Source organism: Flavobacterium sp. FG139 (genome assembly GCF_057809695.1).
In genome coordinates, this window is the sequence record NZ_JBMDKL010000008.1 from 118,778 (window position 1) to 144,457 (window position 25,680).

Sequence of the window (25,680 nt, forward strand, 5' to 3'; positions counted from 1 at the left end):
CTATCAACTTATAAATAAATTATTTAGCTTTGATAAAAATACATTCCTATGAAAATTCGTACAATTCTACACCTTGTTTTTTTTGTAAGTTGTTTTGCACACGCTGCCGTCGTCTCTAATCCAATTATTCCAACATTACCTGATTTGGTCGTTTGCGATGGTAATGCTGATGGTTTTGAATATTTTGATCTAACACAACAAACTCCTATTGTTTTAGCGGCGCAATCTTCAGCACCTTCAGATTATACGGTCAACTATTATACCTCACAAATTGACGCTAATCTTGGTTTTAATGCTATTTCAAATACTAGTTCCTATTTCAATATTACAAATCCACAAACAATATATGTTAGAGTAGTTAACTTAATTACTAGTGAGTATAGTGTAGGCAATTTTACTATAATTGCTTATCCACCTCTGATCCCAGTTTTTACACCTATTGCGCCCATTTGTCAATATGCAACAGCTCCTGTATTGCCTTTTACATCAGCTAATGGTATAACAGGTACCTGGTCGCCATCCACTATAGATACTTCGGTTCTTGGGACTACTATCTACACTTTTACTCCCGATTTTGATCAATGTGCTAGTGTTGTAACGATGGCAATTACCGTTGCGCCTTCATCAACTTTATATTTAGTTTCATCAGCTGCTACAATCAATCAAACGGTTTGTGTGAATAGTCCAATTTCTGATATTGTATATGTGTTTGGAGGTAATGCAACAGGCGCTAGTGTAACAGGATTACCATCCTCTTTTTCGGCTTCAATAAGTGGTTCTACAGTCACTATTTCTGGTGTAGCAGCAACTTCTGGATTTTATCCATATACTATAACGACAATTGGAGGATGTTACCAGTCTTTGAATGGGAATATAACAGTAACCGCTCAATCTACACTTACATTGGTTTCAGCACCTCCAACAACCAATCAAACCGTTTGTTGGAATAGTCCAATAACTGATATAGTGTATCAGGTTGGTGGAGGCACAACTGGAGCTTTAGTTTCTGGTTTGCCGCCAGGTGTCACAACCTCAGTACTAGGTTCGGTAGTTACTATATATGGTGCTCCTGCAGTTTCAGGAGGATCATTTCCTTTTACCGTTACAACTACAGGTGGGTGTGCTACACAAACATTGACAGGAACTATTAATGTTACGACTCCACAAGTTTATATTCCTGCAAATTTTGTTACATGTGATGTTGATGGAGCAAATGATGGATATTCTTCCTATCCTTTAGATGTATTAATTCCATCCATTTTAGGAGGTCAAAGTCCTTCCAATTTCACAGTAAATTTTTATAACGATCAAGCAAGTGCTTATAATGATATAAACGCAATCACGAACCTATCGAATTATCAAACCTATACTCACACTATTTGGTTTAGAGTGACCAATAATGTATCAGGATGTTATAGAATTTCTAATTTTTACACACAAATTGAGCAAAGACCACAGCCAATTATAACGGCAAGTTCTAATGCCATTTGTGTAGATGTTAGTTCCCATAGCGTTCTGAATAGCCTTGTTTTAATGGCAGTAAATACCACTAATTATCTTCCTCAGAATTCTGTTAATTATACTTATCAATGGTATGCTAATGGATTGGCAATAATAGGAGCGACAAGTTCAACTTATTTATTGACTTCTCCATCATTAGATAATGTTGCGACTATTTTTTCTGTTACTATGACCAGTACTTCGCCGTTAGGTTGTGTACAATTCTCAACTGATTTTACAGTACTACAATCTGGTCCAGCATCACCAATAGGTATTGGGTATTCCATTGTAAACAATGCTGGAAATCAAACTGTAACTGTTGATTGTCAAGGATATGGAACATATGAGTATAGTCTTGATGGAGGTGTTCAGCAAACTAGCAACATTTTTTCAAATGTACCTCTTGGATTACACACAATCACCGTTTGGGATATAGAAGGCAACTGTGATCCTTTAGTACTTTCAAATGTAGATGTAAATCTAACTGCAACGCCACCACCAAATGGAAATACAATACAATCGTTTAGTTACGGAGCTACTTTAGGAGATGTTGTAGTGTCGGGTCAAAATATTCAATGGTATTCAGGTGCAAATAAAAATGCAGCAGCTACTTCTTTACCTTTAAATACTGTTTTGGTTAATGGAACTACTTATTATGCCTCTCAAAAAATTGGAGGATATGAAAGCACTACGCGTTTACCAGTAACCGTTCAAGTGAGTTTGAGTAATGCCGAATTTGAATTAACAGGGTTGACTTACGCACCAAATCCAGTAGCCTCTCAGTTGCATGTAAAAGGTAATGAAACAATAGACAACATAAGTGTTTACAATCTTTTAGGACAATTGGTACATGACCAAAAAGCTATGGATTCAGAAGTGCAAGTGGATTTATCGGAATTAAAATCGGGTAATTATTTTGTTAAAGTGAGTTCGGGTAGCAAGAATCATGTCTTTAAAATAATAAAAGAATAGATGCTCTTAATGGATGTATTTGCAATATTAACTATAGCTTTAGCACTCTTTGTTTTGTTCATGATTTTGGATTTTGTATTCGTTATTACAGAATACAATTATAGTTTGCTTTTTGGAAAACCATTTTATGTTCATTATTATTTAAAGATAAATAGATTGCCGCTAAGTCAGTTTGAGATTTTAAGAAATCAATTCTCATTCTATAAATCGTTATCGCTTCGAGAAAAAAAATACTTCGAGCATCGTGTGGCTTCGTTTATTGAACATTACGAATTTATAGGTAACGAAGGTTTTATAATTACTGATGAAGTTAAGGTTTTAGTGGCGTCCACAGCGGTTATGTTAACCTTTGGAATGCGTGACTATTTGTTTGATATCATTGACAAAATAATGGTGTATCCTTCGGCGTATTATTCGACTATTAATCAAGTGTATCACAAAGGCGAATTCAATCCGCAGTTGCGAATAGTGGTTTTTTCTTGGGAAGATTTTAAAATGGGGTATCAAATTGATAATGACAATCTCAATCTTGGGATACACGAATTTTGTCATGTCGTACATTTTAATGCGACAAAAAACGACAATGTAAGTGATGCAATTTTTTCTAGAATGTTTCGTCAAATTCAAGACGATTTACTCATTCCTGCCAATAGAGAGCGATTGATTGATTCCAATTACTTCAGGGTATATGCCTATACTAATCAATATGAATTTTTAGCTGTTGTGATTGAACATTATTTTGAGTCTCCAAAGCAATTCAAACAAGAGTTTCCTGAACTCTATAAAAATGTCAGTTTGATGCTCAATCACAAGCAATAAATTAATAGGTTGCTGACTTTTATCATATTTATGTTGCTATTGTAATTGTAACTTTAGTGTCCAATAAAAGATCAAGTCATGAAACAGAAAGTACCAGTGTCATCTATTATGACTAAAAATGTGATAAAGTTAAATTTGTCAGATGATTTAACTAAAGCAGAGCAATTGTTTAAAAAACATCATATTCGTCATATTCCAGTAGTGAATGGGAATAAGATTGTGGGAATGTTAAGTTATACCGATTTGTTGCGGATTTCTTTTGCAGATGCTGTAGATGAAGACGAAATGGAAGTAGATGTTACGGTGTATAATATGTTTTCAGTAGAGCAGGTTATGGCAAGAAATCTGGTTAAAGTTGCTCCAGATACAACCATTAAGGAAGTAGCCGAAATTCTTTCTAAACGTGAGTTTCATGCCTTGCCCGTAGTTGAAGATGAATTGCTTGTGGGAATAGTAACTACGACCGATTTGATAAAATATTTAATCAACCAATACTAAAACAAAATGCTCCATCTGGAGCATTTTTTATAAGGATGTAATTTTCTTTAAGTCACTTATTGTGCTTGTTGGGTTTTCGGCTTTAAAAACATAGCTGCCAGCAACGAGAACATCAGCACCAGCTTCAACTAATTGAGCTGCATTTTTGTTGGTCACGCCACCATCAATTTCAATAAGGGTAGAAGCATTATTTCTTTTGATGATTTCTTTTAAATCTTTAATTTTTTTATACGTATTTTCAATAAAGGATTGTCCTCCAAATCCCGGATTTACACTCATAATACAAACCATATCGATATCCTTAATTATATCTTCTAGTAAATTAACATTGGTGTGTGGATTAAGTGCTACTCCAGCTTTCATGCCTTCAGCTTTAATAGCTTGCAACGTTCTGTGAAGGTGAGTGCAAGCTTCAAAATGAACGGTGAGTATATTAGAACCCAATTCGGCAAACGTTTTAATATAACGATCAGGATCAATAATCATTAAATGAACATCAATGGTTTTTTTTGCATGTTTAGAAATAGCTTCTAAAACGGGCATTCCAAAAGAAATGTTAGGGACAAAAACGCCATCCATAATGTCAATGTGAAACCAATCAGCATCAGAATTGTTGATCATTTCGATGTCGCGTTGTAGGTTGGCAAAATCGGCTGCAAGAACTGATGGTGCGATAAGTGTATTCTTCATTGTAGTTAGTGTTGTTTTGTTGATTTCAAAATTCGTTGTTCAATTTTGAATATTCAATCTTTTTGCAAAGGTACAAATTATACACTTTAATTTTTGAATTTTGAATATTCAACTTGGAATATTGAATGTTGAAGTCTGTTTCCCATACAAAAAACAAAACTCTGGAACCCGAGCGAAGCGAACTGACCGGATTTTGTTTCCCATACAAAAAACAAAACTCCGGTAATCAGCCGGAGTTTCAATCATCAATCAAAAAACGAACAGTTTTGAAACTGTTGTTGCGTGTATAGGATTATCCTAAATATGTTTTCAAGATTTTACTTCTTGATGTATGTTTTAATCTACGAATAGCTTTTTCTTTAATTTGACGAACGCGTTCACGAGTTAAATCGAATGTTTCACCAATTTCTTCTAATGTCATTGGATGTTGGTCACCTAATCCAAAATACAAACGCACTACGTCTGCTTCTCTTGGGGTTAAAGTTTCTAACGAACGCTCAATTTCTGTACGTAATGATTCGTGGATTAATTCTCTATCTGGATTTGGAGATTCACCAGAGCGTAAAACGTCGTAAAGGTTAGAATCTTCTCCTTCTACAAGTGGTGCATCCATGGATAAGTGACGACCTGAGTTTTTCATAGACTCTTTTACGTCATTAACCGTCATATCAAGTTCTTTGGCAATTTCTTCAGCAGAAGGTGGTCTTTCATTAGATTGCTCTAATAAAGCATACATTTTGTTGATTTTATTGATAGAACCGATTTTGTTTAAGGGTAAACGAACGATACGAGATTGTTCTGCTAGTGCTTGAAGAATCGATTGGCGAATCCACCACACCGCGTATGAAATAAATTTGAAACCACGAGTTTCATCAAAACGTTGAGCTGCTTTAATCAAACCTAAATTTCCTTCATTAATTAAATCGGGAAGGGTAAGTCCTTGATTTTGGTATTGTTTTGCAACAGATACTACGAAACGCAAATTGGCTTTGGTTAATTTCTCTAAAGCACGTTGGTCACCTGCTTTGATACGTTGTGCCAATTCCACTTCTTCATCAGCAGTAATCAAATCAACTTTTCCAATTTCTTGTAGGTATTTGTCTAAGGAAGCAGTTTCACGATTAGTTACCTGCTTGGTGATTTTGAGCTGTCTCATTTATTTTTCTCCTTTTCTTTAAAGTGTTCAGGTTGTTATACGTAATGAGTTGCAAAAAAGTTACAAAAAATCACATTATTTTTAATTTCAGTGTTTATTGTACTTCAAAATAGTCTTTAATAGATATTGGTTTTCCTTCAGATGTAAAACCTTCAATAACAATTTCAAAGGTTCCTTTTTGGTCAGAAGTATAAAATGAAATTTGATTATTATCAAGCAATTCGGGCATCCATAATAATTGATATCGGTAATCGGGAATTCTCTCAAAATCTTTGTTTGAATAATCTGGTTTGAAATAATTCTTTTTTGCTAATGGATTAGAAATAGTGGTTTTGATGATGTAACTGCCTGATAGATTGGTGTTGTATTCATATTTTTTTGTAATAAAACTAACTACACCATTAAAGGTTTTATTTCCATAGGAATAGCCTTGATTGATCACGCAAATTTTATAGATATTTACCGCTGGATATTCTAACAGTTCATTGATGTCTTGAACTAAAAGACCATCAATTAATACTAATGGTGGTTCTTCAATTTCGGTGTTTGGATCGTAATCACTCAGATATAACGAATAAACATTGTTTTTGTTGTAATAATGCATTTCTTTGACAACTTCGGTGATGGTTTCTTTAATGGTAGGGAAACGAGTATAATTGTCTAAAATATATTCTTTAGCAATGGGTTGGTAAAAAAATGCTTGAGGAATTGTTCGGGATAATGTATCTGCTTTTTTCTCAAAATAAGTGTTCTCAATCTGGCTGGCTACGGAATGTTCTTCAATAATTGACTTTAATTCGGAAGATAATTTAACATCGTTTGCTATTGTTACAGAAGTCAAATCAAATGTTGCTGATTGGTCTAAAGTTATAGTGTAATCTTCTTTGTAATTATTCAAAACTTGAATCACACAATTGGGCTCATAGTAAGGTTTGTCAAGATTAAATAGAAACTTTCCTTCTTTATTGGTTTTGACTAATTTGAACTCAAATGTTTTTCCAGGTATTGAAAGTGCAACGGATATGTTATTTACGGGCAGATTGTTTTTTGAAGTTAAAACTCCTGAGATAATTTCACCGCGTAGTTCAGGTAAAATAACATTTGAATCAGAAAACGATACAGTGGTATTCAATTCTTTCTTAGAAAATTCCAATGACGTTAACGGCTTAATGAAAGGTAAATCTTGAACTTTTCTAACAGAAAGTGAATAATTACCTTGAGATAAATGGGTAACTTTTACATCTACTTTTTCTCTATTTGCAAATGATTTTTTTGGAAGTTGAATATTGTTTTCAGGATTGTTTTTCTCTAAAAGCGAAATGGTTTTGTTATTCGAATTGATTTTATTTTCACTTGCCGTTTGAAACGGATTAATGATAGTAATATCAGTTTCAAATGATTCGGAGTTGTTTAACATCCATTTGGTGTAACCAATCAGTTTGTAAGTTCCTGTGGGAATACTTGTCGTAATGAAGAAATCACCTTGTCCCATCGCCTTGTCTAAAAATAATTTGTGATTAAAAATTACTTTTTTATCGCTACTTACAAGCGCTACATAGGCAACCTTACTGATGTTGCTCTGGGTAAAATGCATTGGATTTAAGCAGTATAATTTATAATACAAAGTTTCACCCGTAACAAATGAAGAACCGTTTATATGAAGAAACAGGCTTTCATTTGTAGTTGTAGAAACGGTTTGTTGCGCCCAAACTATTGAGCTAAATAAGGTAACTAAAACGTATAATATTTTTTTTAATCTATCCAAAATGAAGGTATTATATTAGATGAAAAAGAAGTGCAATCGCCACATTGTATATCATATACTTCGTAAATATCGTTTACATTGTTATAATAACACATTTGATTATTTTGTAAACCACTTATCAATTGAGAACCCCTACATTCCAATGACATTCCAAAACATAGTTTGAAAAAATGGTTTAAGTCGTTATCTTGTAATAATGGATCTACTTCACATTGATAAGGGTATTTGGGTATTGGATCGGTTGGAAAAACTTGATTGTAATTGAAAAAAATTCTTTTTGAAGAGACCGATGACACTTCAAAGTATCCTATAACTTTTTCTTCAGGATTCTCTATACACTTAATATTTCCTGCAAAAAAACCAGGTTGATTTTGTGATAAAATACTTCCAGAACCCGACAATTCTTTTAAGGTTTTGTAATAGGTGTAAGATGCCAAATTTTGAACGTATTGTGTAACCATAATACTGTATCGATTGGCAATAGTGTAATCTGTACTTTTAATAAATCGAATAGGAAAGGCAACACGATCTTCCGACAAGTCATTAGTGCTTGTAACAATAATTTTGTCTGATTTTTTGGTGTTAAAACACACTCTAGCTTCTGTAGTTCTTGGAATTAAATCAATAGTTCCACCTAAATTTCCATTAGGATCATATACAAATGTTCCAACTCCTTTTACAGGAACCCATTTTGGCGCCACAATCTTGTTGGTTTCTTCGTATTCAAATCGGTAGTATTTCGAACTGTTTGTAGGGTCAAAGCTATTTACAACCATTTCCACTCCTTTTACACCGTCTTTCGTTACAACAGTAGGAATCACGTCTTGAATTGGATTTATATGCGTCAATGTTTCGCTAGAAGACTCATACGTTTTGCCATCATCCGTTATAATTTTTAAATGGTATACCGCATTTGGTTGTGCTTGAAATTCATTTACAGATAGATACACTCCATTGATTTCTGCAAATGGATAATCATTACCCAAATTATCACTAATAACTACAACAGCATCTGAAACGGTTGTGGGCGCTGTTTCTTCCAAGCGATACGTTTTAGTTAATTTCACTACTTGATGTTTCAATTCATTAGTGATTGTGGCTTCAACAACTAAAGCTTCTTCATAGTTGGTTGTTTTTAAAATATAGGGATCGGTACAACTCGTAAGTATCGAAAGTACTACGGTTAGCATTAGGATGTATTTTATATTCTTCATAACCATTAAAATTTGAAATTATAGGTAATTGTTGGAATTGGAATCGCAAAAATAGAGGTCTTGTAGGCTTTGATTTGTCCGTTTTCAGTCACAAAATAAATGGAGTACGGATTGTTTCTTCCCAGTACATTGTATATTGAAATGTTCCAGAAACCGTGTGCTAATTTTTTAAGTTTGTGCGTGCCTTCTACATTAAATCCAATATCTAAGCGATAATAATCTGGAATTCGAAATTGATTTCGATCACTATATAAAGTGTATTCTGCATTTCCATAAGTATACCTGCCAATAGGATAGGTTATTGGTCTTCCGGTTTGATAGATAAAATTACTTGACAAACTATAACGTTTGGTAAAACGGTAGTTAAACACCACACTTATATCGTGGGGTTTGTCAAAATTGGCCGGAAAATAAGAGCCATTGTTTACACGTTCATCGCTAAATGGACTGTCTAATTTTACAAAAGTTCTGGAATACGTATACCCAACCCAACCGTTTAATCGGCCGCTATTTTTCTTAATTAAGAATTCAATTCCATAGGCTTTCCCTTTTCCTTGAAGCAATTGGGTTTCTATATTTTCATTCAAAAGCAATTGGGCAGCGACTTTATAATCCAAAAAATTACTCGAAGCTTTATAGTATCCTTCCAGACTTATTTCAACATCTTGTTTCGGAATGTTTTTATATATCCCCAAAGAAAATTGTTGCGCAACTTGAGGTTTAACATTCAAATCAGAAAGTTTCCAAGTGTCTGTTGGAGATTGCGTAGTATTGCTCGATAGTAGGTGAATGTATTGATAAGCTTTGTCGTAACTTCCTTTTAAAGATAAATTATCACCAATAACATAGCGTGCAGAGAGACGTGGTTCAAATCCACCATAAGTTTTAATTGCTTCATTGTTGGAGTACGTTCTGGTTTCTATAACAGTAGCATCACTTAAAGGAACATTTTCCTGGTAAATCTTTTGTGTAGCTGCACCCAATGCCGAAAAAGTTGAATAGCGTAATCCTAAATCAATTAATAATTTCGAATTTACTTTAAAAGTATCCGAAAAATAAGCTGCCGATTCAATGCCTCGTTCTTTGTCGAGAGCAACGGGTATGAGTGATGATTGTGGGCTTTTCGGACTCAAATATCCTGGATTAATTCCGTAAAGTTTACTTGAAATTCCATAGTTAAACTTGTGTTTTTCATTAAAATTATGGCTTAATTTCAAAATGGCTTGACTTTCATTAATCTTATACCCAAAATCAAATGCTTTTAATTCACTGCTATTGTAGTCAATAAAAAACTTGTATTCACTATTCGTAAAAATCAAAGAGCCTCTGTTTTTTTCATTAAAGGTGTGATCCCATTTTAATGAAATCAATCGATTGCTGTATTTGTACAAAGAATCAGATGAAATACTAAAAGCATCACGGCTGTAGTAAAAAGTCGATTCAAGATTGTTTTTTTCATTGATCTTATGGTTATATTTTACAATGGCATCATAAAAAGAAGCTTGACTGTTTTTTAACGATTCGTTTTTTAACGATCGTAAAATCCAACCCGAATAGGTGCCTCGTGCGCCAACAAGCAAGCTGGCTTTGTCTTTAATTACGGGTGTGCTCAACGTTAAATTGCTGGTTACTGGGCCGATGCCGCCTTCTCCAGAAAATTTGGTTGGATTCCCGTTTTTTGTAGTAATGTCAAATACAGAGGATAATCTTCCGCCAAATTCAGCTGGAATACTGCCTTTATAAATGTTAGCTTTTTTTGTGGTAAACGGATTTACAGAAGAGAAAAAACCAAAGAAATGCGCTGGATTATAAATCAAAGCATTGTCTAAAAGAATTAAATTTTGGTCTTCTTTTCCGCCACGAACATTGTATCCTGCAGAACCTTCGCCTGTTTGCTTTACACCAGGAAGGATGGTAGCTACTTTAAAAATATCACGTTCTCCCAAAACCAAAGGAATATTTTTGATGCCTTCGATATTGATTGAAGTAACACCAGTAACGGCAGATTTTACATTCTCGCTTTTTTTGGCATTGATTACTACTTCATCAAGGAGGTTTACTTTTTCTTCTAGTTTTAAGTTTAAAGTACCATCGTTATAAAGCACTACTTTCTTAACCAAGCGATTGTGGCTGATGTAATCGGTTTCTATAAAATTGACCCCAACAGGAACGGTTAATTTATAAAAACCTTCTGCGTCGGTGTAGGTACTGTTTTTCTTATTTTGAACTTTTATTAAAACATTCGATAAAGGTTGACCTGTTTTTGCATCTTTCAAATGTCCTGAAAGCACGCACGTTTTTTTATCCGATTTTTTACTTTCTTTTCCAATAACGGTAACTTTTTCTAGCCTTTTAGAACTGTTGATTAAAGAATCATTGTCTTGGTAAAAAATGGGTTTACTGTCTATAGAATTCGAAATTGCGGTTTGTTTTTCAAAAAAATCATCGGGTAATTGTTCCCTAATGATGTTGTGTTTAGAAAGGATTATTTTGTTTTTATCAATAAAATAATTGATTTCAGTTTGCTTTAATACTTGAGATAAAATTTCCTCAATGGTTTCGTTTTTCAGGCTAATAGTTATTGTTGATTTGTTGTCTGAAACCCATTCTTCTTGAAAGTAAAAGGTGTAATTGGTACTTTTCTCAATGGTTTCAAGAGCTGTTTTTAAAGAAGCATCGGTGAAATCAAAGGAATATTTCTCTTGGCTTTTTTGAGAATAAGCTAAGAGTTGGAATAAAAGTATGATTGCGAGTGAAATTTTCCTCATTTGAAATTAATTACTGGATATTGGAATTTAAATAAGTAAATAAATTAGTCAGAAATTTAGATTTGTCTAATTTTATCATATAATCGTTGGTGGAGTAGAATTCATTAATTAACTTCTTGTATTCGGGAAAAATTGTAATAATGCTTTTCTTTGAACTTATTTTGAAATACTCATTTTTATAGTTTAAAATAAAATAGGTTTTTTCTGTGAAATCGTCATAAGGGCCATCACTATTGATTCTTTCGGTTCTAGTTTTGGCATGTTTGATGTAAAAACGCAATTGATTTCCTATATAGCCTTCTTCATAATACCCATTTATAATATCGAAAATTTTAGTTTGCGAGTAATTTAAATTTACATAATTTTTTTTGTCAATGGAAAAGGACTGCACTTTATCTTTTACCAAAATAATTGGACTTTTGTCAGCTTCTCCATTGGGTTTTAAGATCAAATCATCGTTGTAGAGATCGTAATTTACCACAACATTGTTGTAGGTTTGGTCGTCATAAACCACGGTTCCTGTAACGTATTGACTAAAATAAAAGCGATCATTATTATTTGCTACTCGGTCATAATTGAGCAATAACTTTCCATTATTGATGGCTAAATTTTCTTTTCCAGTTTTTTGGTCAAACCAATCATATATAGAATCGCTATTTTGACCATAAATATTAATTTCACCCGATAAAAACAGTAATAGAAAAATAAGAAAAGTAGTGTTTATTTTTTTTAAAACCATTGATTAGTAATTGTATACGTTTAAAAAAGAAGAATGTTCCTACGTAAAAGTATTCATTCTTTTTTAATAATTGATGTCAATTTCAAAATTTAACTTTTGAAGGTAGTAATCAATTTTCTGGTGGGCTTTGTTAAAAAACAGCTTTCGATCCCGGGTACCAGACAAATTTAACGACTTAGAATTCTTTATTTGATGCTGGTAATAATCGGATGCATTTACACAAGTGTTCAAGTCTTCGGTGATGAAGTAACCCAATAAGGTATATGGAATGAACAAGGTTTTTTTATGATCATTCGCAATAAGAACATTGTTGTTCAAAATCAACAATTCATTATAATATAAATGATAGTTGGGCTGATTCAAACTGCATTTGTCTTCTACCTTTTGTAACAAAGTGTTCATTTCGGCATATAATAATTCGGCATTGTTTCGGGTTAGTAAACCCGATTCGTAAAAGTAAAATATTTGTTGTAACGTGCTGTTTATGGTAGTGTCATTCCATATTTCACTGACGGCTGCCTTTTCATATACTTGCTTTAAAACTTCAACATATTCTTGTAACGGTTGGGTTAGTTGGAACTTTTCAAAAGCTTCTTGATTTTCAGTTCCGATGAGCAAGTTTAACCACACATACATTTTAAATTTGGACAGTAAACTACCGCCAATGGTATAAAACAGCGGAATGTCTTTAGCCGAATAAAACAAAGTGGTATTGTCTAAAGTCACGTATTGCTTTAGGTAGTTTGCCGATTGCTCAAAATACGTCACCATATCGTCAAACGACTTTACTTCTGTGGTTTTTTCAACCAATACTTTATTCTTTGCCGAGAAAATAGCGTCCATAGAAATACCATAATGATTGCAAAGCGAAATGGTTTCTTCAATAGAAAATTTGCTTTTGCCCGAAACCCTTCTGTGTGCAGCATCATAACTAATGTTCAGTACAAAAGCGATGACTTCATTCAGCGATTCTGAAGGAGAAAGATAGGTTCTGATGGTCTTTAAAAGTAGTTCTTGATGATTCATATTTTGTGATAATCGCAAATATAGGTATTTTAATTATTATTTATCGCCATTGAAGTTGTAATAATCACAATAGTTTTGGGCTGTTAAAGATTTAAAAATGAAGCTTTTTTTTATAAAACTGTTTTCTTGGTTGTACCAAAAAGGTATTGAAAGAGATATGCCAGAATCATTTGAACGAAAGATGTTAAAAAATTTCATCATCAATCTTATACACTATTTTAAAAATCACTAAAACTTAAAAAAATGAAAAAATTACCTGTAGTGCTCATTGCAACACGATTGTTATTGGGCCCCATTATGATTGCAATTGCTTATTCACAAGTTAATAAGGAGCGAGTTGTTTTAGTAAGCCTAATGATAATAGGATTATTAACAGACATTTTTGATGGTATTATTGCTAGAAAATATAATGTTTCTTCCGAAAAATTAAGACGAATGGACAGTCAAACCGACTTGTTCTTTTGGTTGTGTGTCGGTTGGTGTGCTTGGTTGTTGAATCCAGAAATCATAAAAAATAATTACGGTTCTATTATTTTAATCTTTGTTATGGAAGCGCTTACTTATGTTTTTAGTATTGCAAAATTTGGAAAGGAAACGTGTACCCATGCCCTGCTGTCAAAATTATGGGGCATTACACTTTTGGTAGCTTTTGTTTCAATGATTGGTTTTGGATATGCAGGAATTCCATTTTTCTTAGCCGTTTTTTTCGGAATTATAGGCCACATTGATGTCTATTTGATTATTTATTTTTTGCCAAAATGGACGCATGATGTCCCTAGTTCTTATCATGCTTATTTGATTAAAAGAGGCAATAGCATCAAAAGGAATAAGTGGTTCAACGGATGATTTAATAAACCCCAACTTACAAACAAGCTGGGGTTTATTCGTTTTATTCAAATCGATCTTTGTATTTTTTAAACAAGCTGTTCATTACGAGTAAAACCACTCCAACGCCCAATAAAACCATAGCTCTAATTAAGAAATCGGCATTCGACAAATCGAAGAACATCAGGCGAACAACGCATAGTCCTACAAGAGAAAGCGAAACGTATCTAAAGTATTTTTCTTTGAGTAGAATTCCTAAAATCAACAAACCTAACGCTTCTAAAATCCAGAAGAACGTTAGTATGCCTTTGTCAAAGGTTAAATATAAAAAGCATCCGATACTTAAAGTAGCTGGGTAAATTAACAGGCTGTTTTTGAGCTCAAATTTTTCCATCCATTTAGAAGCTAAATAAATGTAAACGGCTAATAAAGCAAAAATTAACAGGTAAATCGCCAAGAATCGAGATTGATAAAAATTGAAGCTTAAAAATCCTAAATGTAGGTTAGCAAGCAAATAATAAATAATACTGATGTTTTTTTGTACGCTTATTTTTCTATAATACAGGTACAAGTTTAAAATGGCTGTCGCCGTCCAAAATACTGGTAACCATTGGTGTGGTAATTGCGAAAACATCATTAACGAAAGCCATATATTCAACACAATTTGATAATTGGATTTCATCGAATCTATCGCTTCTTTTTTGTTTAAAAGAATAACTAAAACTAATCCTAAAGCACAGCTTGAAAGTTGCATAATCCAATCTAATGGTATAAAAGAGTTGAGTTTGTCGAAGCAATGAAATAAAGACACGACTATAGCCAAAAAGGCAATGATAGAGGCAAAGTCTTGTTTTAGCTTGATTTTTTCTTTGGTAATCAACCAGAAATTAACCAAAGCTAAAGCCATACATAGAATCGATAAATAATTAACTTCTACTTGTAAAAACAACAAAAGCAGCACACCTAAATTCTGAATAATAGGTAAAGCAACGATGAATTTTTTCGCTTTTTCGTCCGAACTTTTAAATTGCAAATACGAGTAGCCAACAGTAAGCAGTACCGTCGTTGCTTGAGTAGTATATAGTAACCAACGGTTTGCAGCAAACGCACTATCAATTGCTGAGTACACCGCAATGATAAGGCTTATCACTAAAATTATAAACGAGTATGTATTGTAGCGTTTGAATTCGTAAAATTTTTGAAAACCCACAAAAGAGATCAGGGCAATTACGGCAAAGTAAACCGATAAGTATTCCGTTTGCAAACAAGAAAACCCAAAAAGAAATGCAGTAAAAAGTAAAAATTCACCAATAATTAAATTGAAATTAGTCCATTCTTTACGGGTGTCTTCCGAATTGTTTCTGAGTCGTTTTGCAAATAATACGTACAGTTCAATAGCGGTAATTCCAAGACAAGTCAAGCCAATTTCAGTTGTTGAAAAGTCAGAGGTATGATATAAAAATAACAGACTTCCAATGAAAATAAAAAAGTGAACGAAAACATATAATACTGTTTGGTTGTCTGAGGTCAACGAGTTTTTCTTGAAATTCAACCATAAGAATTCGTGATTGAATAATGCAATTCCGAACAAGCTAAAAATTTGAATGATTTGATGTTGTGGTAAGTATTTGTATACCAGTAGAAGTAATAGTGCATTCATTCCAACTATGGCAATAAATCGAATGATAAAATCGTTTTTGTAAAAATGGGAAACTGTCCAATTGTAGGCAATTAGCAGTACTAAACCAGCTGCAAAAACAAAATCATAACCCGATTTGTGTTCTATTTTAATCATAAAAACCGTGATGAAAATACCGAAAGCGTAGAAAATAATTCTTCCAATATCAAACGTATTGTTGTCCAGTTTTTGTTTCAAGAAACACCAAATTAACGCAATTCCAATAAGTACAACCACAAATAAATTGTGCGTCAATTGGTTGTTGCTATGTACAACGACAAAAACAGATAAGGCAATAGCGAGCAATCCATTTACACTTAAATTTTTGTCGCCAAAGAAAGGGTCGATAGCGGTAAATTCTTTTTTAATGGAAGTGTAAATCGGAACCGAAATAGCGATTAACGCCAGTCCAATGGAAGTAGCCAAAGCACTTGTGACTTTTGTAGCACCAATACAATCACTAACCACTAATGCCGAAAACAGAATTAAGCCAACCGCTGCAGCGTTATTGATACCAAGGAAAATGCGATACAACAACGATTCTTTTTCTTTATAGACTACAAACAAACAAAGAAGAATAACTATGTATAAAATGCATGCAATAACATCCAAACCAACGCTCCAATCGTTCAACATGATGATGCTTAGTGAAAGCAATACAAATGTCACCATGCCGTCTAAGTGATACAGCCAATAGATTTTTTTCTTTCTGGCTCTAAGCGAAATAAACAAACAAATTATAGCACCAATAAACAGTATAAAGGTTTTAAATCGGCTTCCAGTGCTGTGCAAAATTAGCCCTGTAGCAAATAAAACCCAGTTGGTTAAATGCGTCATAAATGCAGTCTTGTCAAAAAACGTATTTTCATAAACACTGCGGTATTGCATTACTATGCAACTTCCGGCCACAGCAATTATTCCGAGTATAGCAACAATGTTTTGAGTCGCCGATAAATGCGTTCCTTGTGCGTTAAACCAAATGTCAAAAATGATGAAAGCGGTAATGACAATGAGCAAATGATATTCCCATTTTTCTTTGTATGACAATACAATTCCAATAGCAGCAGTTACCGAAGCCAATACAAAAGTAGCAAGTGTTTTTTCGGGAATTACACATAAAATCAGCATACTCAAAATCACATGAAGCGATAAAAAAGTTTGCTTTTTAATGATGTAGCCAACATATAAATTCAGACCAATTCCCAGTGCGATTAAGGCATAACTAAAAATCGGATTGGCAATAAACGTTAAGGCCGGAATCTGTGAAGCGCCAAAACAACCAAACAAAAATAAACTCGCTCCAGCACTTCGCAACCATAGTCCGGTGGTCTGCCATTTCTCTTTTTGCTGTAAAAAATAATACGAGCCCACCAACAATCCGGCATACAGCCATAATATTAAAACTCGAAACAATGGTGCTACTTTCAAGGCAGTATAAATGCTTAAATATCCGATGCCAAGTACCATGATAGCCGTTCCAAGAATTCCAGTCCAATTGTCGGCAAATTGCCTTTCGGCCGTTTTCAGAAACTTGGAAAAAGCACTTTCCTCATATGCCTTTTCTTGTACTGGACGTTGTGGTTGCAATTGAGGTGATGATTGGCTTTCGTAGGTAAGAATGGGTTGTTCAGAACTAATGTTTTCTGCAACTGCAACAGTTTTGTTTTCGTCAATAACACTTTCGAAAGGTATCAATTCATCAATAGGAGTAAAGTGCAGTGAAGTATCTTCAATCACAACTTCAGGAACAATCTCTGGGATGACTTCAATTATAGGAGGTTGAACAGCCTCAACAACGTCGATTTTAGTTTCAGAAGAAATGGTTTTTCCTTCCAATAATTTTTTCAATTCGGCGAGTTCTTTCTTCAAGTCAGAACTTTCAGCACTGTATTTTTCAATAATAGATTTTATAAACTGGCTTTCTTTTTTTAAGGCATAAAAATTATTAAATAAAATGGCAACACCTATTGCTAAAATGAAAATAATGAACTCCATAGTTTTAATTTTGGTACAATCAAATGTAAGTATTAAATTATATAAAAAGACAAAAACCCCGATTCAAATATAAGAATCGGGGTTTTATATGAATTAATTTTAAATCAATTAACCTTGTGGAGCTTCTTTTTTCTCTTCTCTTGGAGGTCTTGGCAATAAGGCTTTTCTAGACACTTTTTCTTTTCTAGTTTTAGGATCAACTCCTAAATATTTCACCATAAATACATCGCCCATTTTCACAACATCAGAAACATTTTCAGTACGTTCCCAAGCTAATTCTGATACGTGAAGCAATACTTCGTTTCCTGGAGCAGCAGTGTATTCTACAACCGCACCAAAATCCAGCATTTTAATTACTTTCACTTCATAAGCTTCGCCCATTGTTGGTTTGAAGATGATAGAATCAATCTTAGCCAATACTGCTGCAATTCCATCTGGATCTGTACCCAAAATTTCAACAACACCTTGCTCATCCACTTCATTAATAACGATAGTTGTACCCGTAGCTTTTTGTAATTCTTGAATCACTTTTCCACCAGGTCCAATCAACGCACCAATAAAGTTACCAGGAATAGTTCTCATGATGATTTTTGGAGCATGTTTCTTAACATCAGCTCTTGGTGTAGCAATAGTTTCAGTTAATTTTCCTAAAATATGCATACGTCCATCACGAGCTTGACCTAACGCTTGTTCCATAATGTCGTATCGCAATCCTTCGATTTTGATATCCATTTGACAAGCCGTAATTCCGTCTTTAGTTCCAGTTACTTTAAAGTCCATGTCTCCTAAGTGATCTTCATCACCTAAAATATCGGAAAGTACCGCAAATTTTTGACCGTCTGTAATTAATCCCATAGCAATTCCAGAAACTGGTTTTACCATTTGAACTCCAGCATCCATCAAAGCCATTGTTCCAGCACAAACGGTAGCCATAGAAGAAGAACCGTTAGATTCTAAAACTTCAGATACAATACGAATGGTGTAGGGACAATCAGCAGGAATCATATTTTTTAAAGCACGTTGTGCCAAGTTTCCGTGACCCACTTCTCTTCTGGAAGTTCCTCTTAAAGGTTTCGCTTCTCCAGTTGAAAATGGTGGAAAATTATAATGTAAATAGAATTTTTCTTCTCCTTGTTCCGATGGCGAATCAATTTGGTTCGCTTCTCTTGAAGTTCCTAAAGTTACTGTTGCTAATGCTTGAGTTTCTCCACGAGTAAATAATGATGAACCGTGAACAGAAGGTAAATAATCAGTTTCACACCAAATTGGTCTGATTTCTGTAGTTTTTCTACCATCCAAACGAATTCCTAATTCAAGGATTACGTTACGAACTGCTTCTTTGTTAGTTTTGTAGAAATATTTCCCAACTAAACCAGCTAAATCTGCATTTTCAGCATATTCTTCTTCTGTAAATAAAGCTTTTGTTTCTTCTTTTACAGCAGCAAATTTTTCACTTCTTTCGCTTTTTCCTGATGCTTCTTTTGCAATAGCATAGCATTTTTCATACGCATAAGCTTTTACTTTAGTGTAAACTGCTTCGTCTTCTTTCTCACCTTCGTAAGTACGGATCTCTTTTTTACCAAAAGCTTCTTGCAAACGCAATTGCGCGTGAATTTGAACTTTGATAGCTTCGTGAGCAAATTTGATAGCTTCTACCATTTCTGCTTCCGAAATTTCTTTCATTTCTCCTTCTACCATCGCAACCGAATCTAAAGAAGCTCCAATCATCATATCAATGTCAGATAATTCTAATTGCGTTCTACTTGGATTGATTACAAATTTACCGTCAATACGTGCTACACGTACTTCAGAAATTAAGTTGTAGAAAGGAATGTCTGAAACGGCTAATGCTGCGGAAGCTGCTAAACCTGCTAATGCATCTGGCATCACATTTTCATCGTGCGACATTAACTGAATCATTACTTGTGTTTCAGCATGGTAATCATCTGGGAAAAGCGGACGTAATACACGGTCAACAAGACGCATTGTTAATACTTCACTGTCGCTTGGACGTGCTTCTCTTTTGAAAAAACCACCAGGAAAACGTCCTGCTGCTGCAAATTTTTCACGGTAATCTACCGTAAGAGGTAAAAAGTCAACGGCTGGGTTGGATGTTCTTGCTGATACAGCTGTAGCTAAAAGCATACAGTCGCCACATCTAACAACAACAGAACCATCGGCTTGTTTTGCTAATTTACCTGTTTCGATTGTGATAGATCTTCCATCACCTAAATCGATTGTTTCTTGGGTTACTTTTGGAATCATAAATTTAATTCGTTTAAACTATTAGGTTAGTTGTGTTGTAGTTGTTGTGTGTAGTAGTTGTATGTAACCCAATGAAAAACCGAAACTTTTCTTATTTATTTTAAAACAAAAAGAGGCGCGCAGGCACCTCTTTAAGATATGTATTATTTTCTAATACCTAATTCTTTAATGATCTCACGATATCTGTTGATGTCTTTTTTCTTTAAATAGTCAAGAAGACTTCTTCTTTTACCTACCAAAAGAACCAACGAACGCTCAGTATTGTAATCGTGACGATTTTTTTTCAAGTGCTCCGTTAAGTGAGAGATTCTAAATGTGAACAATGCGATTTGCCCTTCAGCAGATCCAGTGTTTTCAGCTTTTCCTCCGTGTTTAGCGAAGATTTCAGCTTTGGTTTCTTTACTTAAATACATTCCAATATTATTTTAAATGATTATTATGTATGAAAAAGGATTTTCCTAATTCGAGTGCAAAGATAATCTTCTTTTTTGATTAGGCAAATAAAAAAGTATTCTTTAGAATAATTTCGCAACTTCCTGATTTACAAATTCCAGGAAGCGTTCGTCTTTTTCGGTGAACGGGTCAATCACATGGCTGTCAATGTCTATTTGTCCAATATTGATGCCGTTTACAAATAAAGGCACCACAATTTCAGACTTAACGGTAAAGCTACAGGCAATGTAATTGTCTTGGGCCGCAACGTCTGGCACCACAAAATTAGCATTCGATTCGGCTACTTGTCCACATATACCTTTTCCAAACGGAATTACAGTATGATCGGTTTCAGCACCAACATAAGCCCCAAGATGCAAAGTTTTGGTTTCGTGGTTGGCAAAATAAAATCCAACCCAATTATAATATGCAACGTTATCGGATAAAAATTGGCAAAGGGTTTTTAGCTTTTCGTCTCTGCTTTCCTTTTCATTTGAAAGGATGCTAATTACTTCTGGTTTTAATTCGTCAAAATTCATATTTGTTTTTTTGCAAAAGTAACCAATGCAATTTCTTACTTTTACCTAAAATTTGTTAAAAATTATATTTTGAAAGAATACCTCATTCAATTTAAACCGTTTCTTGTTTTTCTAACCAAATTTGCAATCAGCTACTTGGTGTTGACCGTTGTTTACGAATACTATTTAGGACAATACAATTTAGAGAAGTTTGAAGTTGATGGTTTTACACAAATGGTTGCCCAGCAATCTCAGAAAGTGTTGTCGGTATTTGATGACCATTCGTATATCATGCCCAATTTGAAAGAAGCTAGTGTAAAATTATTTTATCACAACCAATGGGTTGCTCGAATTATTGAAGGCTGCAACGCTTTAAGTGTGATCATTCTTTTCATCAGTTTTGTGATTGCTTTTACAGGTAAATTTAAGCAAACACTACTTTTTATTATTTCAGGAAGTATACTCATTCATGTGTTTAACGTGCTCCGAATCGCTTTGCTTTGTGTGGCGATATATCATTTTCCGCAATACGAACATATTTTACACGGAGTGATTTTTCCACTGTTCATTTATGGCGTGGTGTTTTTTCTTTGGGTGGTTTGGGTTAATAAATATTCATTTTATGCTAAAAAATCTACTAAACAATAAGCTCAAAGTAGCTGCCGGTTTATTCTTAATTGTACTTCTAGTTGCGGTTAGAGCCTTTGAAGATGCTATTTTTTACGATCCGTTTTTGGATTATTTCAAATCAAATTATCACAATTTGCCGTTGCCTAAACTGAACATGATCAAGTTGTTTTTTAGTTTAGGATTTAGATATTATCTCAATTCGATGATTTCGTTGGGGTTGTTGCGTCTTATTTTTAACGATGCTAAAATTATGAAATTTTCCATTTTTCTTTATTCAGTCTTGGGAATTGTATTGATGGTGAGTTTCTTTTTTGTTTTGGTAAAATTTGGGGAAACCAACAAAATGAACCTCTTTTACATCAGAAGATTTATCATTCAACCCATATTTTTAATTCTCTTTATTCCAGCATTTTATTATCAGAAAAAAATAAAATAACATTGTTTTATGATTTATAATTCTGTGTTTTAGTACCTTTGTACTATGAATTTTAGAAAGCACATAAGTTTATTTTTAGCATTTTTCCTGTTGGTTTCCAATTTGGGATTGGCTTTTAATGTACATTATTGCGATGACGAAATTGCTTCTGTTTCAATTCATTCGGTTTCTAATGCTCAAGAAATTGAGAAAGATTGTTGCGGAATAGTAGAAAAAAATTCAAAATGTTGTAAAAACAAAATCATTAAGTCCAATGAGAAATCAGACCAAATTACGGTTACAGTTTTTTCGGTTGATGCTTTTTACAATTTGGCATACAATGATTGGAAACCAACTGTTTTTACTAACAAAACGCACTTCATAAAAAGAGATATTCCTACCTATTACTGCGATGCCAATGCGCCGCCATTATATCTCTTGTACAGCCAATATACCTTTTACGCGTAATTTATCTGAATTCAGTTCGGGTTCTCATTGTCTTTATGAGAATCATTTGAAATAGAATTAATTTTAAATTATGATTATGAAAAAAATAGCATTATTCCTGATGCTGTTCTTTGCTACTACAGTTTTTTCACAAGAAACGTTGAAAGAAATTAAAGTTGATTTGAACAAAAAAGGAATACAAAAATCGCTTACTAAAACGGCCAATACTTCGGTGGTTTCTAGTAAAGAATTGCTCAAAGCGGCCTGTTGTAATTTGGCAGAAAGTTTCGAAACCAATCCGTCTATCGATGTCAATTTTTCGGATGCTTTAACGGGAACCAAACAAATTAAAATGCTAGGGTTGACATCACCTTATTTAATGATTACCGAAGAAAATATACCTTCTGTTCGAGGTGCTTCTCAAGCTTATGGATTGTCGTTTACACCAGGAACTTGGGTGGAAAGTATTCAAATTACCAAAGGTGCTGGAAGCGTTGTGAATGGATACGAAAGCATTTCCGGACAAATCAACACCGAGTTAATCAAGCCCATGAAAGACATTCCGTTTTTTTTGAATGCTTATGGTGCGTCCGATTCGCGTTTTGAATTGAATACTCATTTCAACCGAAAAGTTTCCGATCATTGGGCTACGAGTTTGTATCTTCACGGAAATACAAGAGTGGCCAAAAACGACATGAATAACGATGGTTTTCTCGATAATCCGCTGGGTAAACAAATCAATGTGGTCAATCGTTGGCAGTATGCCAATCCGGAAACAGGTTGGGTTTCGTTCATCAATTTCAAATACATGAAAGATGAAAAACAAACGGGTGAATTGAATTTTAATAAAAATAGAGATAAACTTACCACCAATTATTGGGGTTCCGAAATCAATACCAACCGATTTGATTTTACATCGAAAGTAGGTTATGTTTTTAAAGACATGCCATATCAAAGTATCGGATTTCAAAATGCGTACAGCAATCACAATCAAGATTCGTATTTTGGTTTGAACCAATACAACATCAAGCAAGAAAGTTATTATTCGAATTTGATTTTCAATTCAATTATCAGTAATACCATGCACAAATTTGCTACTGGTGTAAATTTCACCTACGACAAATATGCCGAGTATGTAAATCTTTTGGATGTTGGTAGAATTGATAATTCGGTGGGAACGTTTTTCGAATATACGTATGATAATAATGATAAATTCAGCCTAATTTTAGGCGGACGAGTAGATTATCACAATCGATTAGGTGTTTTTGTTACGCCACGATTGCATATTCGTTACAATCCGTGGGAAAAAGCTGTGATTCGATTTTCGGCTGGAAGAGGAAAACGCGCGGCTAATATTTTTGCTGAAAACCAACAGCTTTTTGCGAGTTCGAGAGTGTTTTCTGTTTTGGATACTAATGGAAAAATTTATGGTTTAAATCCAGAAATTGCATGGAATTATGGTGTGAGTTTCACGCAAAACTTCTCGCTTTTGGGTAAACCAGCCGATATTACGTTCGATTTTTATCGAACTGATTTCCAAAATCAAGCCATAGTGGATGTGATGCAAAGTCCGCAACAAGTTTTGTTTTACAATTTAAAAGGAAAATCGTATGCCAACAGTTTTCAATTGGATTTTAATTACGAAATCATAAAGCATTTAAACTTGAGAACGGCCTATAAATATTATGATATTGCCACTGATTATCTATCGGGAAGTTATCAAAGACCTTTACAGGCTAAACATCGTTTTTTTGGAAATCTAGAATATGAAACGCATATTAAAGAAAAAGGAAAACAATGGAAATTTGATTATACGTTCAATTGGCTAGGGAAACAACAATTGCCCTATACAGCTAGTAATGCTAGTATTGACCAATTGCCTCAATTTTCACCTTCATTTGCTGTAATGAATATGCAAGTTACCAGAACGTTTTCTAAAACTTTTGAAGTGTATGTTGGTGGAGAAAACATTGGAAATTATAGACAAAACAAAGCGATTTTAGGAGCAAACAATCCATTTGGTGCTACTTTTGATACGTCTATCATATATGCACCAGTTTTTGGGCAAATGTATTACGCAGGATTGCGATTTAAAATAAAATAACAATATTAAAACAATTATAAAAATGAAAAATGTACTATTCGGAATAATGTTACTGTTTGTAGCAATTTCCACTCAAGCTCAAGAGAGCAAAAACAAAAATGCAAAATACACCATTGAAGTAAATGGCAATTGCGATTTGTGTAAAAAACGAATTGAAAAAGCTGCTTTTTCGGTAGCAGGAGTAAAATCGGCAGTTTGGAATGTAGAGTCGCACCAACTGGCCTTAATTTTGAACGAAGAAAAATGTTCAGTTTTAGACGTGAAAAAAGCCATTGCTAAAGTAGGACACGATACAGACGAGGTAAAAGCAACCGATGAAGCTTACGATAAATTGCACATGTGTTGCCAATATGAAAGAAAATAAATCGCAAAACTCCTTATAAAGCAATTTGTAAGGAGTTTTTCTTTAAAAAATTATTAAATAGTTATTAGGTAAGCGAAATAATAATTACTTTCACGCACTTAAATAATACCCAAAGTATTTATGACTCATTTTGACTGGAAGCAACTTTTTAATCCTGAATTTTATATTCTGCTAGAAATTGGAGGAATAAAAATAGGATTGTATGTGGTGCTTTTTATTGTCTTTGCTGAAACCGGCTTGTTAGCAGGATTTTTTCTACCTGGCGACAGTTTGCTGTTTTTGTGTGGAATTTACAGTGAATCATTAATGCAACAATTTTCAACAGGAAGTGATTTTTGGAACGTTACTTTTTTAGCAGCATTAATCTCTTTAATGGGTATTTTTGGAAACATACTGGGGTATTGGGTAGGTTCTAAAAGCGGTTCCTATCTTTTTAAACGTGAAGACAGTTTCTTTTTTAAGAAAAAATACTTGTTTCAATCCAAAGATTTCTTTGACAAATACGGAACCAAAGCTATTGTATTTGCACGATTTTTACCCATTGTAAGAACTTTTGCGCCAGTCGTTGCTGGCATTGTTGAAATGGATCGAAAGAAGTTTATGTTTTACTCCATCTTAGGATCGATTTTGTGGTCGTTTACGATGATTTTTGCAGGACATTATTTGTATGAATTGTTCAAATCAAAATTTGGTATCGATTTAAAACATTACATCGAATTTATCGTTATCGGAATTATTCTAATTACTACGGTTCCAGTATTGATGAAATTGCTTAAGAAAAGAAAGTAATTTTATACATTGATTTATAATAAAAGAATCCGCTTCATCATTGATAAAGCGGATTTTTTATTACTTTGTAC

The 25,680-nt window shown here is 33.8% G+C and carries 21 protein-coding genes; 10 read left to right on the top strand and 11 right to left on the bottom strand.

Features of this window, described 5'->3' with window-relative positions; genetic code table 11:
* Positions 1 to 48: 48 nt before the first annotated feature.
* The 3 genes from ACODSI_RS08695 (at position 49) to ACODSI_RS08705 (ending at position 3,789) form a co-directional block, all read left to right on the top strand.
* Entirely contained in the window at positions 49 to 2,472 is a 2,424-nt protein-coding gene (locus ACODSI_RS08695) for a T9SS type A sorting domain-containing protein (RefSeq protein ID WP_488916454.1), read from the top strand.
* Between the two features lie 9 nt (positions 2,473 to 2,481).
* Complete coding sequence (locus tag ACODSI_RS08700) at positions 2,482 to 3,291, top strand: zinc-dependent peptidase (protein WP_488916455.1); 810 nt, start codon at positions 2,482 to 2,484, stop codon at positions 3,289 to 3,291.
* 78 nt (positions 3,292 to 3,369) lie between these two features.
* On the top strand, positions 3,370 to 3,789 hold the full coding sequence (locus ACODSI_RS08705; RefSeq protein WP_488916456.1) for a CBS domain-containing protein: 420 nt from the start codon (positions 3,370 to 3,372) through the stop codon (positions 3,787 to 3,789).
* Between the two features lie 27 nt (positions 3,790 to 3,816).
* Here ACODSI_RS08705 and rpe read toward each other — a convergent pair whose 3' ends face one another.
* The 7 genes from rpe to ACODSI_RS08740 form a co-directional block, all read right to left on the bottom strand.
* Entirely contained in the window at positions 3,817 to 4,479 is a 663-nt protein-coding gene (rpe, locus tag ACODSI_RS08710; RefSeq protein ID WP_488916457.1) for a ribulose-phosphate 3-epimerase, read from the bottom strand.
* A gap of 292 nt (positions 4,480 to 4,771) precedes the next feature.
* Positions 4,772 to 5,635 carry a sigma-70 family RNA polymerase sigma factor gene (locus ACODSI_RS08715; RefSeq protein ID WP_007804760.1) on the bottom strand — a complete coding sequence of 288 codons (864 nt, stop codon included), beginning with the start codon at positions 5,633 to 5,635 and terminating at the stop codon, positions 4,772 to 4,774.
* Positions 5,636 to 5,729: 94 nt separating this feature from the next.
* Entirely contained in the window at positions 5,730 to 7,400 is a 1,671-nt protein-coding gene (locus tag ACODSI_RS08720) for a hypothetical protein (protein ID WP_488916458.1), read from the bottom strand.
* Positions 7,388 to 8,614, bottom strand: a complete 1,227-nt coding sequence (locus ACODSI_RS08725) for a DUF4249 domain-containing protein (protein ID WP_488916459.1) — start codon at positions 8,612 to 8,614, stop codon at positions 7,388 to 7,390. The genes ACODSI_RS08720 and ACODSI_RS08725 overlap by 13 nt, the downstream gene beginning before the upstream one ends.
* 5 nt (positions 8,615 to 8,619) lie before the next feature.
* A complete protein-coding gene (locus ACODSI_RS08730; RefSeq protein ID WP_488916460.1) occupies positions 8,620 to 11,382 on the bottom strand; it encodes a TonB-dependent receptor domain-containing protein in 2,763 nt (920 codons plus the stop codon).
* 10 nt (positions 11,383 to 11,392) lie between these two features.
* A complete protein-coding gene (locus tag ACODSI_RS08735; protein WP_488916461.1) occupies positions 11,393 to 12,121 on the bottom strand; it encodes a hypothetical protein in 729 nt (242 codons plus the stop codon).
* A gap of 63 nt (positions 12,122 to 12,184) precedes the next feature.
* Positions 12,185 to 13,147, bottom strand: coding sequence for a hypothetical protein (locus tag ACODSI_RS08740; RefSeq protein ID WP_488916462.1), 963 nt, complete (start codon positions 13,145 to 13,147; stop codon positions 12,185 to 12,187).
* A gap of 243 nt (positions 13,148 to 13,390) precedes the next feature.
* On the opposite strand from ACODSI_RS08740, the gene ACODSI_RS08745 reads away from it, so the two are divergent.
* The gene (locus ACODSI_RS08745; RefSeq protein ID WP_488916463.1) at positions 13,391 to 13,993 is read left to right on the top strand and encodes a CDP-alcohol phosphatidyltransferase family protein; all 603 of its coding nucleotides are present in this window, start codon (positions 13,391 to 13,393) and stop codon (positions 13,991 to 13,993) included.
* A 43-nt stretch (positions 13,994 to 14,036) separates the two neighbouring features.
* Here ACODSI_RS08745 and ACODSI_RS08750 read toward each other — a convergent pair whose 3' ends face one another.
* The 4 genes from ACODSI_RS08750 to ACODSI_RS08765 form a co-directional block, all read right to left on the bottom strand.
* Positions 14,037 to 17,645, bottom strand: coding sequence for a DUF2339 domain-containing protein (locus ACODSI_RS08750; RefSeq protein ID WP_488916464.1), 3,609 nt, complete (start codon positions 17,643 to 17,645; stop codon positions 14,037 to 14,039).
* Between the two features lie 108 nt (positions 17,646 to 17,753).
* On the bottom strand, positions 17,754 to 19,910 hold the full coding sequence (locus ACODSI_RS08755; protein WP_488916465.1) for a polyribonucleotide nucleotidyltransferase: 2,157 nt from the start codon (positions 19,908 to 19,910) through the stop codon (positions 17,754 to 17,756).
* A 143-nt stretch (positions 19,911 to 20,053) separates the two neighbouring features.
* Entirely contained in the window at positions 20,054 to 20,323 is a 270-nt protein-coding gene (gene rpsO / locus ACODSI_RS08760) for a 30S ribosomal protein S15 (protein WP_133533524.1), read from the bottom strand.
* A 102-nt stretch (positions 20,324 to 20,425) separates the two neighbouring features.
* Complete coding sequence (locus ACODSI_RS08765) at positions 20,426 to 20,881, bottom strand: GAF domain-containing protein (protein ID WP_488916466.1); 456 nt, start codon at positions 20,879 to 20,881, stop codon at positions 20,426 to 20,428.
* 69 nt (positions 20,882 to 20,950) lie between these two features.
* Between ACODSI_RS08765 and xrtF the strand changes: the two genes are divergently transcribed.
* From xrtF to ACODSI_RS08795, 6 genes are all read left to right on the top strand, one after another.
* On the top strand, positions 20,951 to 21,508 hold the full coding sequence (xrtF, locus tag ACODSI_RS08770) for an exosortase family protein XrtF (RefSeq protein ID WP_488916467.1): 558 nt from the start codon (positions 20,951 to 20,953) through the stop codon (positions 21,506 to 21,508).
* Complete coding sequence (locus ACODSI_RS08775) at positions 21,483 to 21,926, top strand: exosortase F system-associated membrane protein (protein ID WP_488916468.1); 444 nt, start codon at positions 21,483 to 21,485, stop codon at positions 21,924 to 21,926. The genes xrtF and ACODSI_RS08775 overlap by 26 nt, the downstream gene beginning before the upstream one ends.
* Before the next feature lie 45 nt (positions 21,927 to 21,971).
* Positions 21,972 to 22,373 carry an HYC_CC_PP family protein gene (locus tag ACODSI_RS08780; protein ID WP_488916469.1) on the top strand — a complete coding sequence of 134 codons (402 nt, stop codon included), beginning with the start codon at positions 21,972 to 21,974 and terminating at the stop codon, positions 22,371 to 22,373.
* A gap of 73 nt (positions 22,374 to 22,446) precedes the next feature.
* Positions 22,447 to 24,456, top strand: a complete 2,010-nt coding sequence (locus tag ACODSI_RS08785; RefSeq protein WP_488916507.1) for a TonB-dependent receptor plug domain-containing protein — start codon at positions 22,447 to 22,449, stop codon at positions 24,454 to 24,456.
* A 22-nt stretch (positions 24,457 to 24,478) separates the two neighbouring features.
* Entirely contained in the window at positions 24,479 to 24,820 is a 342-nt protein-coding gene (locus tag ACODSI_RS08790) for a heavy-metal-associated domain-containing protein (RefSeq protein ID WP_488916470.1), read from the top strand.
* 120 nt (positions 24,821 to 24,940) lie between these two features.
* On the top strand, positions 24,941 to 25,609 hold the full coding sequence (locus ACODSI_RS08795; protein ID WP_488916471.1) for a DedA family protein: 669 nt from the start codon (positions 24,941 to 24,943) through the stop codon (positions 25,607 to 25,609).
* The last annotated feature ends 71 nt before the right edge of the window (positions 25,610 to 25,680 follow it).

What these genes read in the sequence shown, in the direction of transcription:
- ACODSI_RS08695 (WP_488916454.1), top strand. Translation starts at nt 49, where the DNA reads ATGAAAATTCGTACAATTCTACACCTTGTTTTTTTTGTAAGTTGTTTT.
- ACODSI_RS08700 (WP_488916455.1), top strand. Translation starts at nt 2,482, where the DNA reads ATGGATGTATTTGCAATATTAACTATAGCTTTAGCACTCTTTGTTTTG.
- ACODSI_RS08705 (WP_488916456.1), top strand. Translation starts at nt 3,370, where the DNA reads ATGAAACAGAAAGTACCAGTGTCATCTATTATGACTAAAAATGTGATA.
- rpe (WP_488916457.1), bottom strand. Translation starts at nt 4,479, where the DNA reads ATGAAGAATACACTTATCGCACCATCAGTTCTTGCAGCCGATTTTGCC.
- ACODSI_RS08715 (WP_007804760.1), bottom strand. Translation starts at nt 5,635, where the DNA reads ATGAGACAGCTCAAAATCACCAAGCAGGTAACTAATCGTGAAACTGCT.
- ACODSI_RS08725 (WP_488916459.1), bottom strand. Translation starts at nt 8,614, where the DNA reads ATGAAGAATATAAAATACATCCTAATGCTAACCGTAGTACTTTCGATA.
- ACODSI_RS08730 (WP_488916460.1), bottom strand. Translation starts at nt 11,382, where the DNA reads ATGAGGAAAATTTCACTCGCAATCATACTTTTATTCCAACTCTTAGCT.
- ACODSI_RS08735 (WP_488916461.1), bottom strand. Translation starts at nt 12,121, where the DNA reads ATGGTTTTAAAAAAAATAAACACTACTTTTCTTATTTTTCTATTACTG.
- ACODSI_RS08740 (WP_488916462.1), bottom strand. Translation starts at nt 13,147, where the DNA reads ATGAATCATCAAGAACTACTTTTAAAGACCATCAGAACCTATCTTTCT.
- ACODSI_RS08745 (WP_488916463.1), top strand. Translation starts at nt 13,391, where the DNA reads ATGAAAAAATTACCTGTAGTGCTCATTGCAACACGATTGTTATTGGGC.
- ACODSI_RS08750 (WP_488916464.1), bottom strand. Translation starts at nt 17,645, where the DNA reads ATGGAGTTCATTATTTTCATTTTAGCAATAGGTGTTGCCATTTTATTT.
- ACODSI_RS08755 (WP_488916465.1), bottom strand. Translation starts at nt 19,910, where the DNA reads ATGATTCCAAAAGTAACCCAAGAAACAATCGATTTAGGTGATGGAAGA.
- rpsO (WP_133533524.1), bottom strand. Translation starts at nt 20,323, where the DNA reads ATGTATTTAAGTAAAGAAACCAAAGCTGAAATCTTCGCTAAACACGGA.
- ACODSI_RS08765 (WP_488916466.1), bottom strand. Translation starts at nt 20,881, where the DNA reads ATGAATTTTGACGAATTAAAACCAGAAGTAATTAGCATCCTTTCAAAT.
- ACODSI_RS08775 (WP_488916468.1), top strand. Translation starts at nt 21,483, where the DNA reads ATGCTAAAAAATCTACTAAACAATAAGCTCAAAGTAGCTGCCGGTTTA.
- ACODSI_RS08780 (WP_488916469.1), top strand. Translation starts at nt 21,972, where the DNA reads ATGAATTTTAGAAAGCACATAAGTTTATTTTTAGCATTTTTCCTGTTG.
- ACODSI_RS08790 (WP_488916470.1), top strand. Translation starts at nt 24,479, where the DNA reads ATGAAAAATGTACTATTCGGAATAATGTTACTGTTTGTAGCAATTTCC.
- ACODSI_RS08795 (WP_488916471.1), top strand. Translation starts at nt 24,941, where the DNA reads ATGACTCATTTTGACTGGAAGCAACTTTTTAATCCTGAATTTTATATT.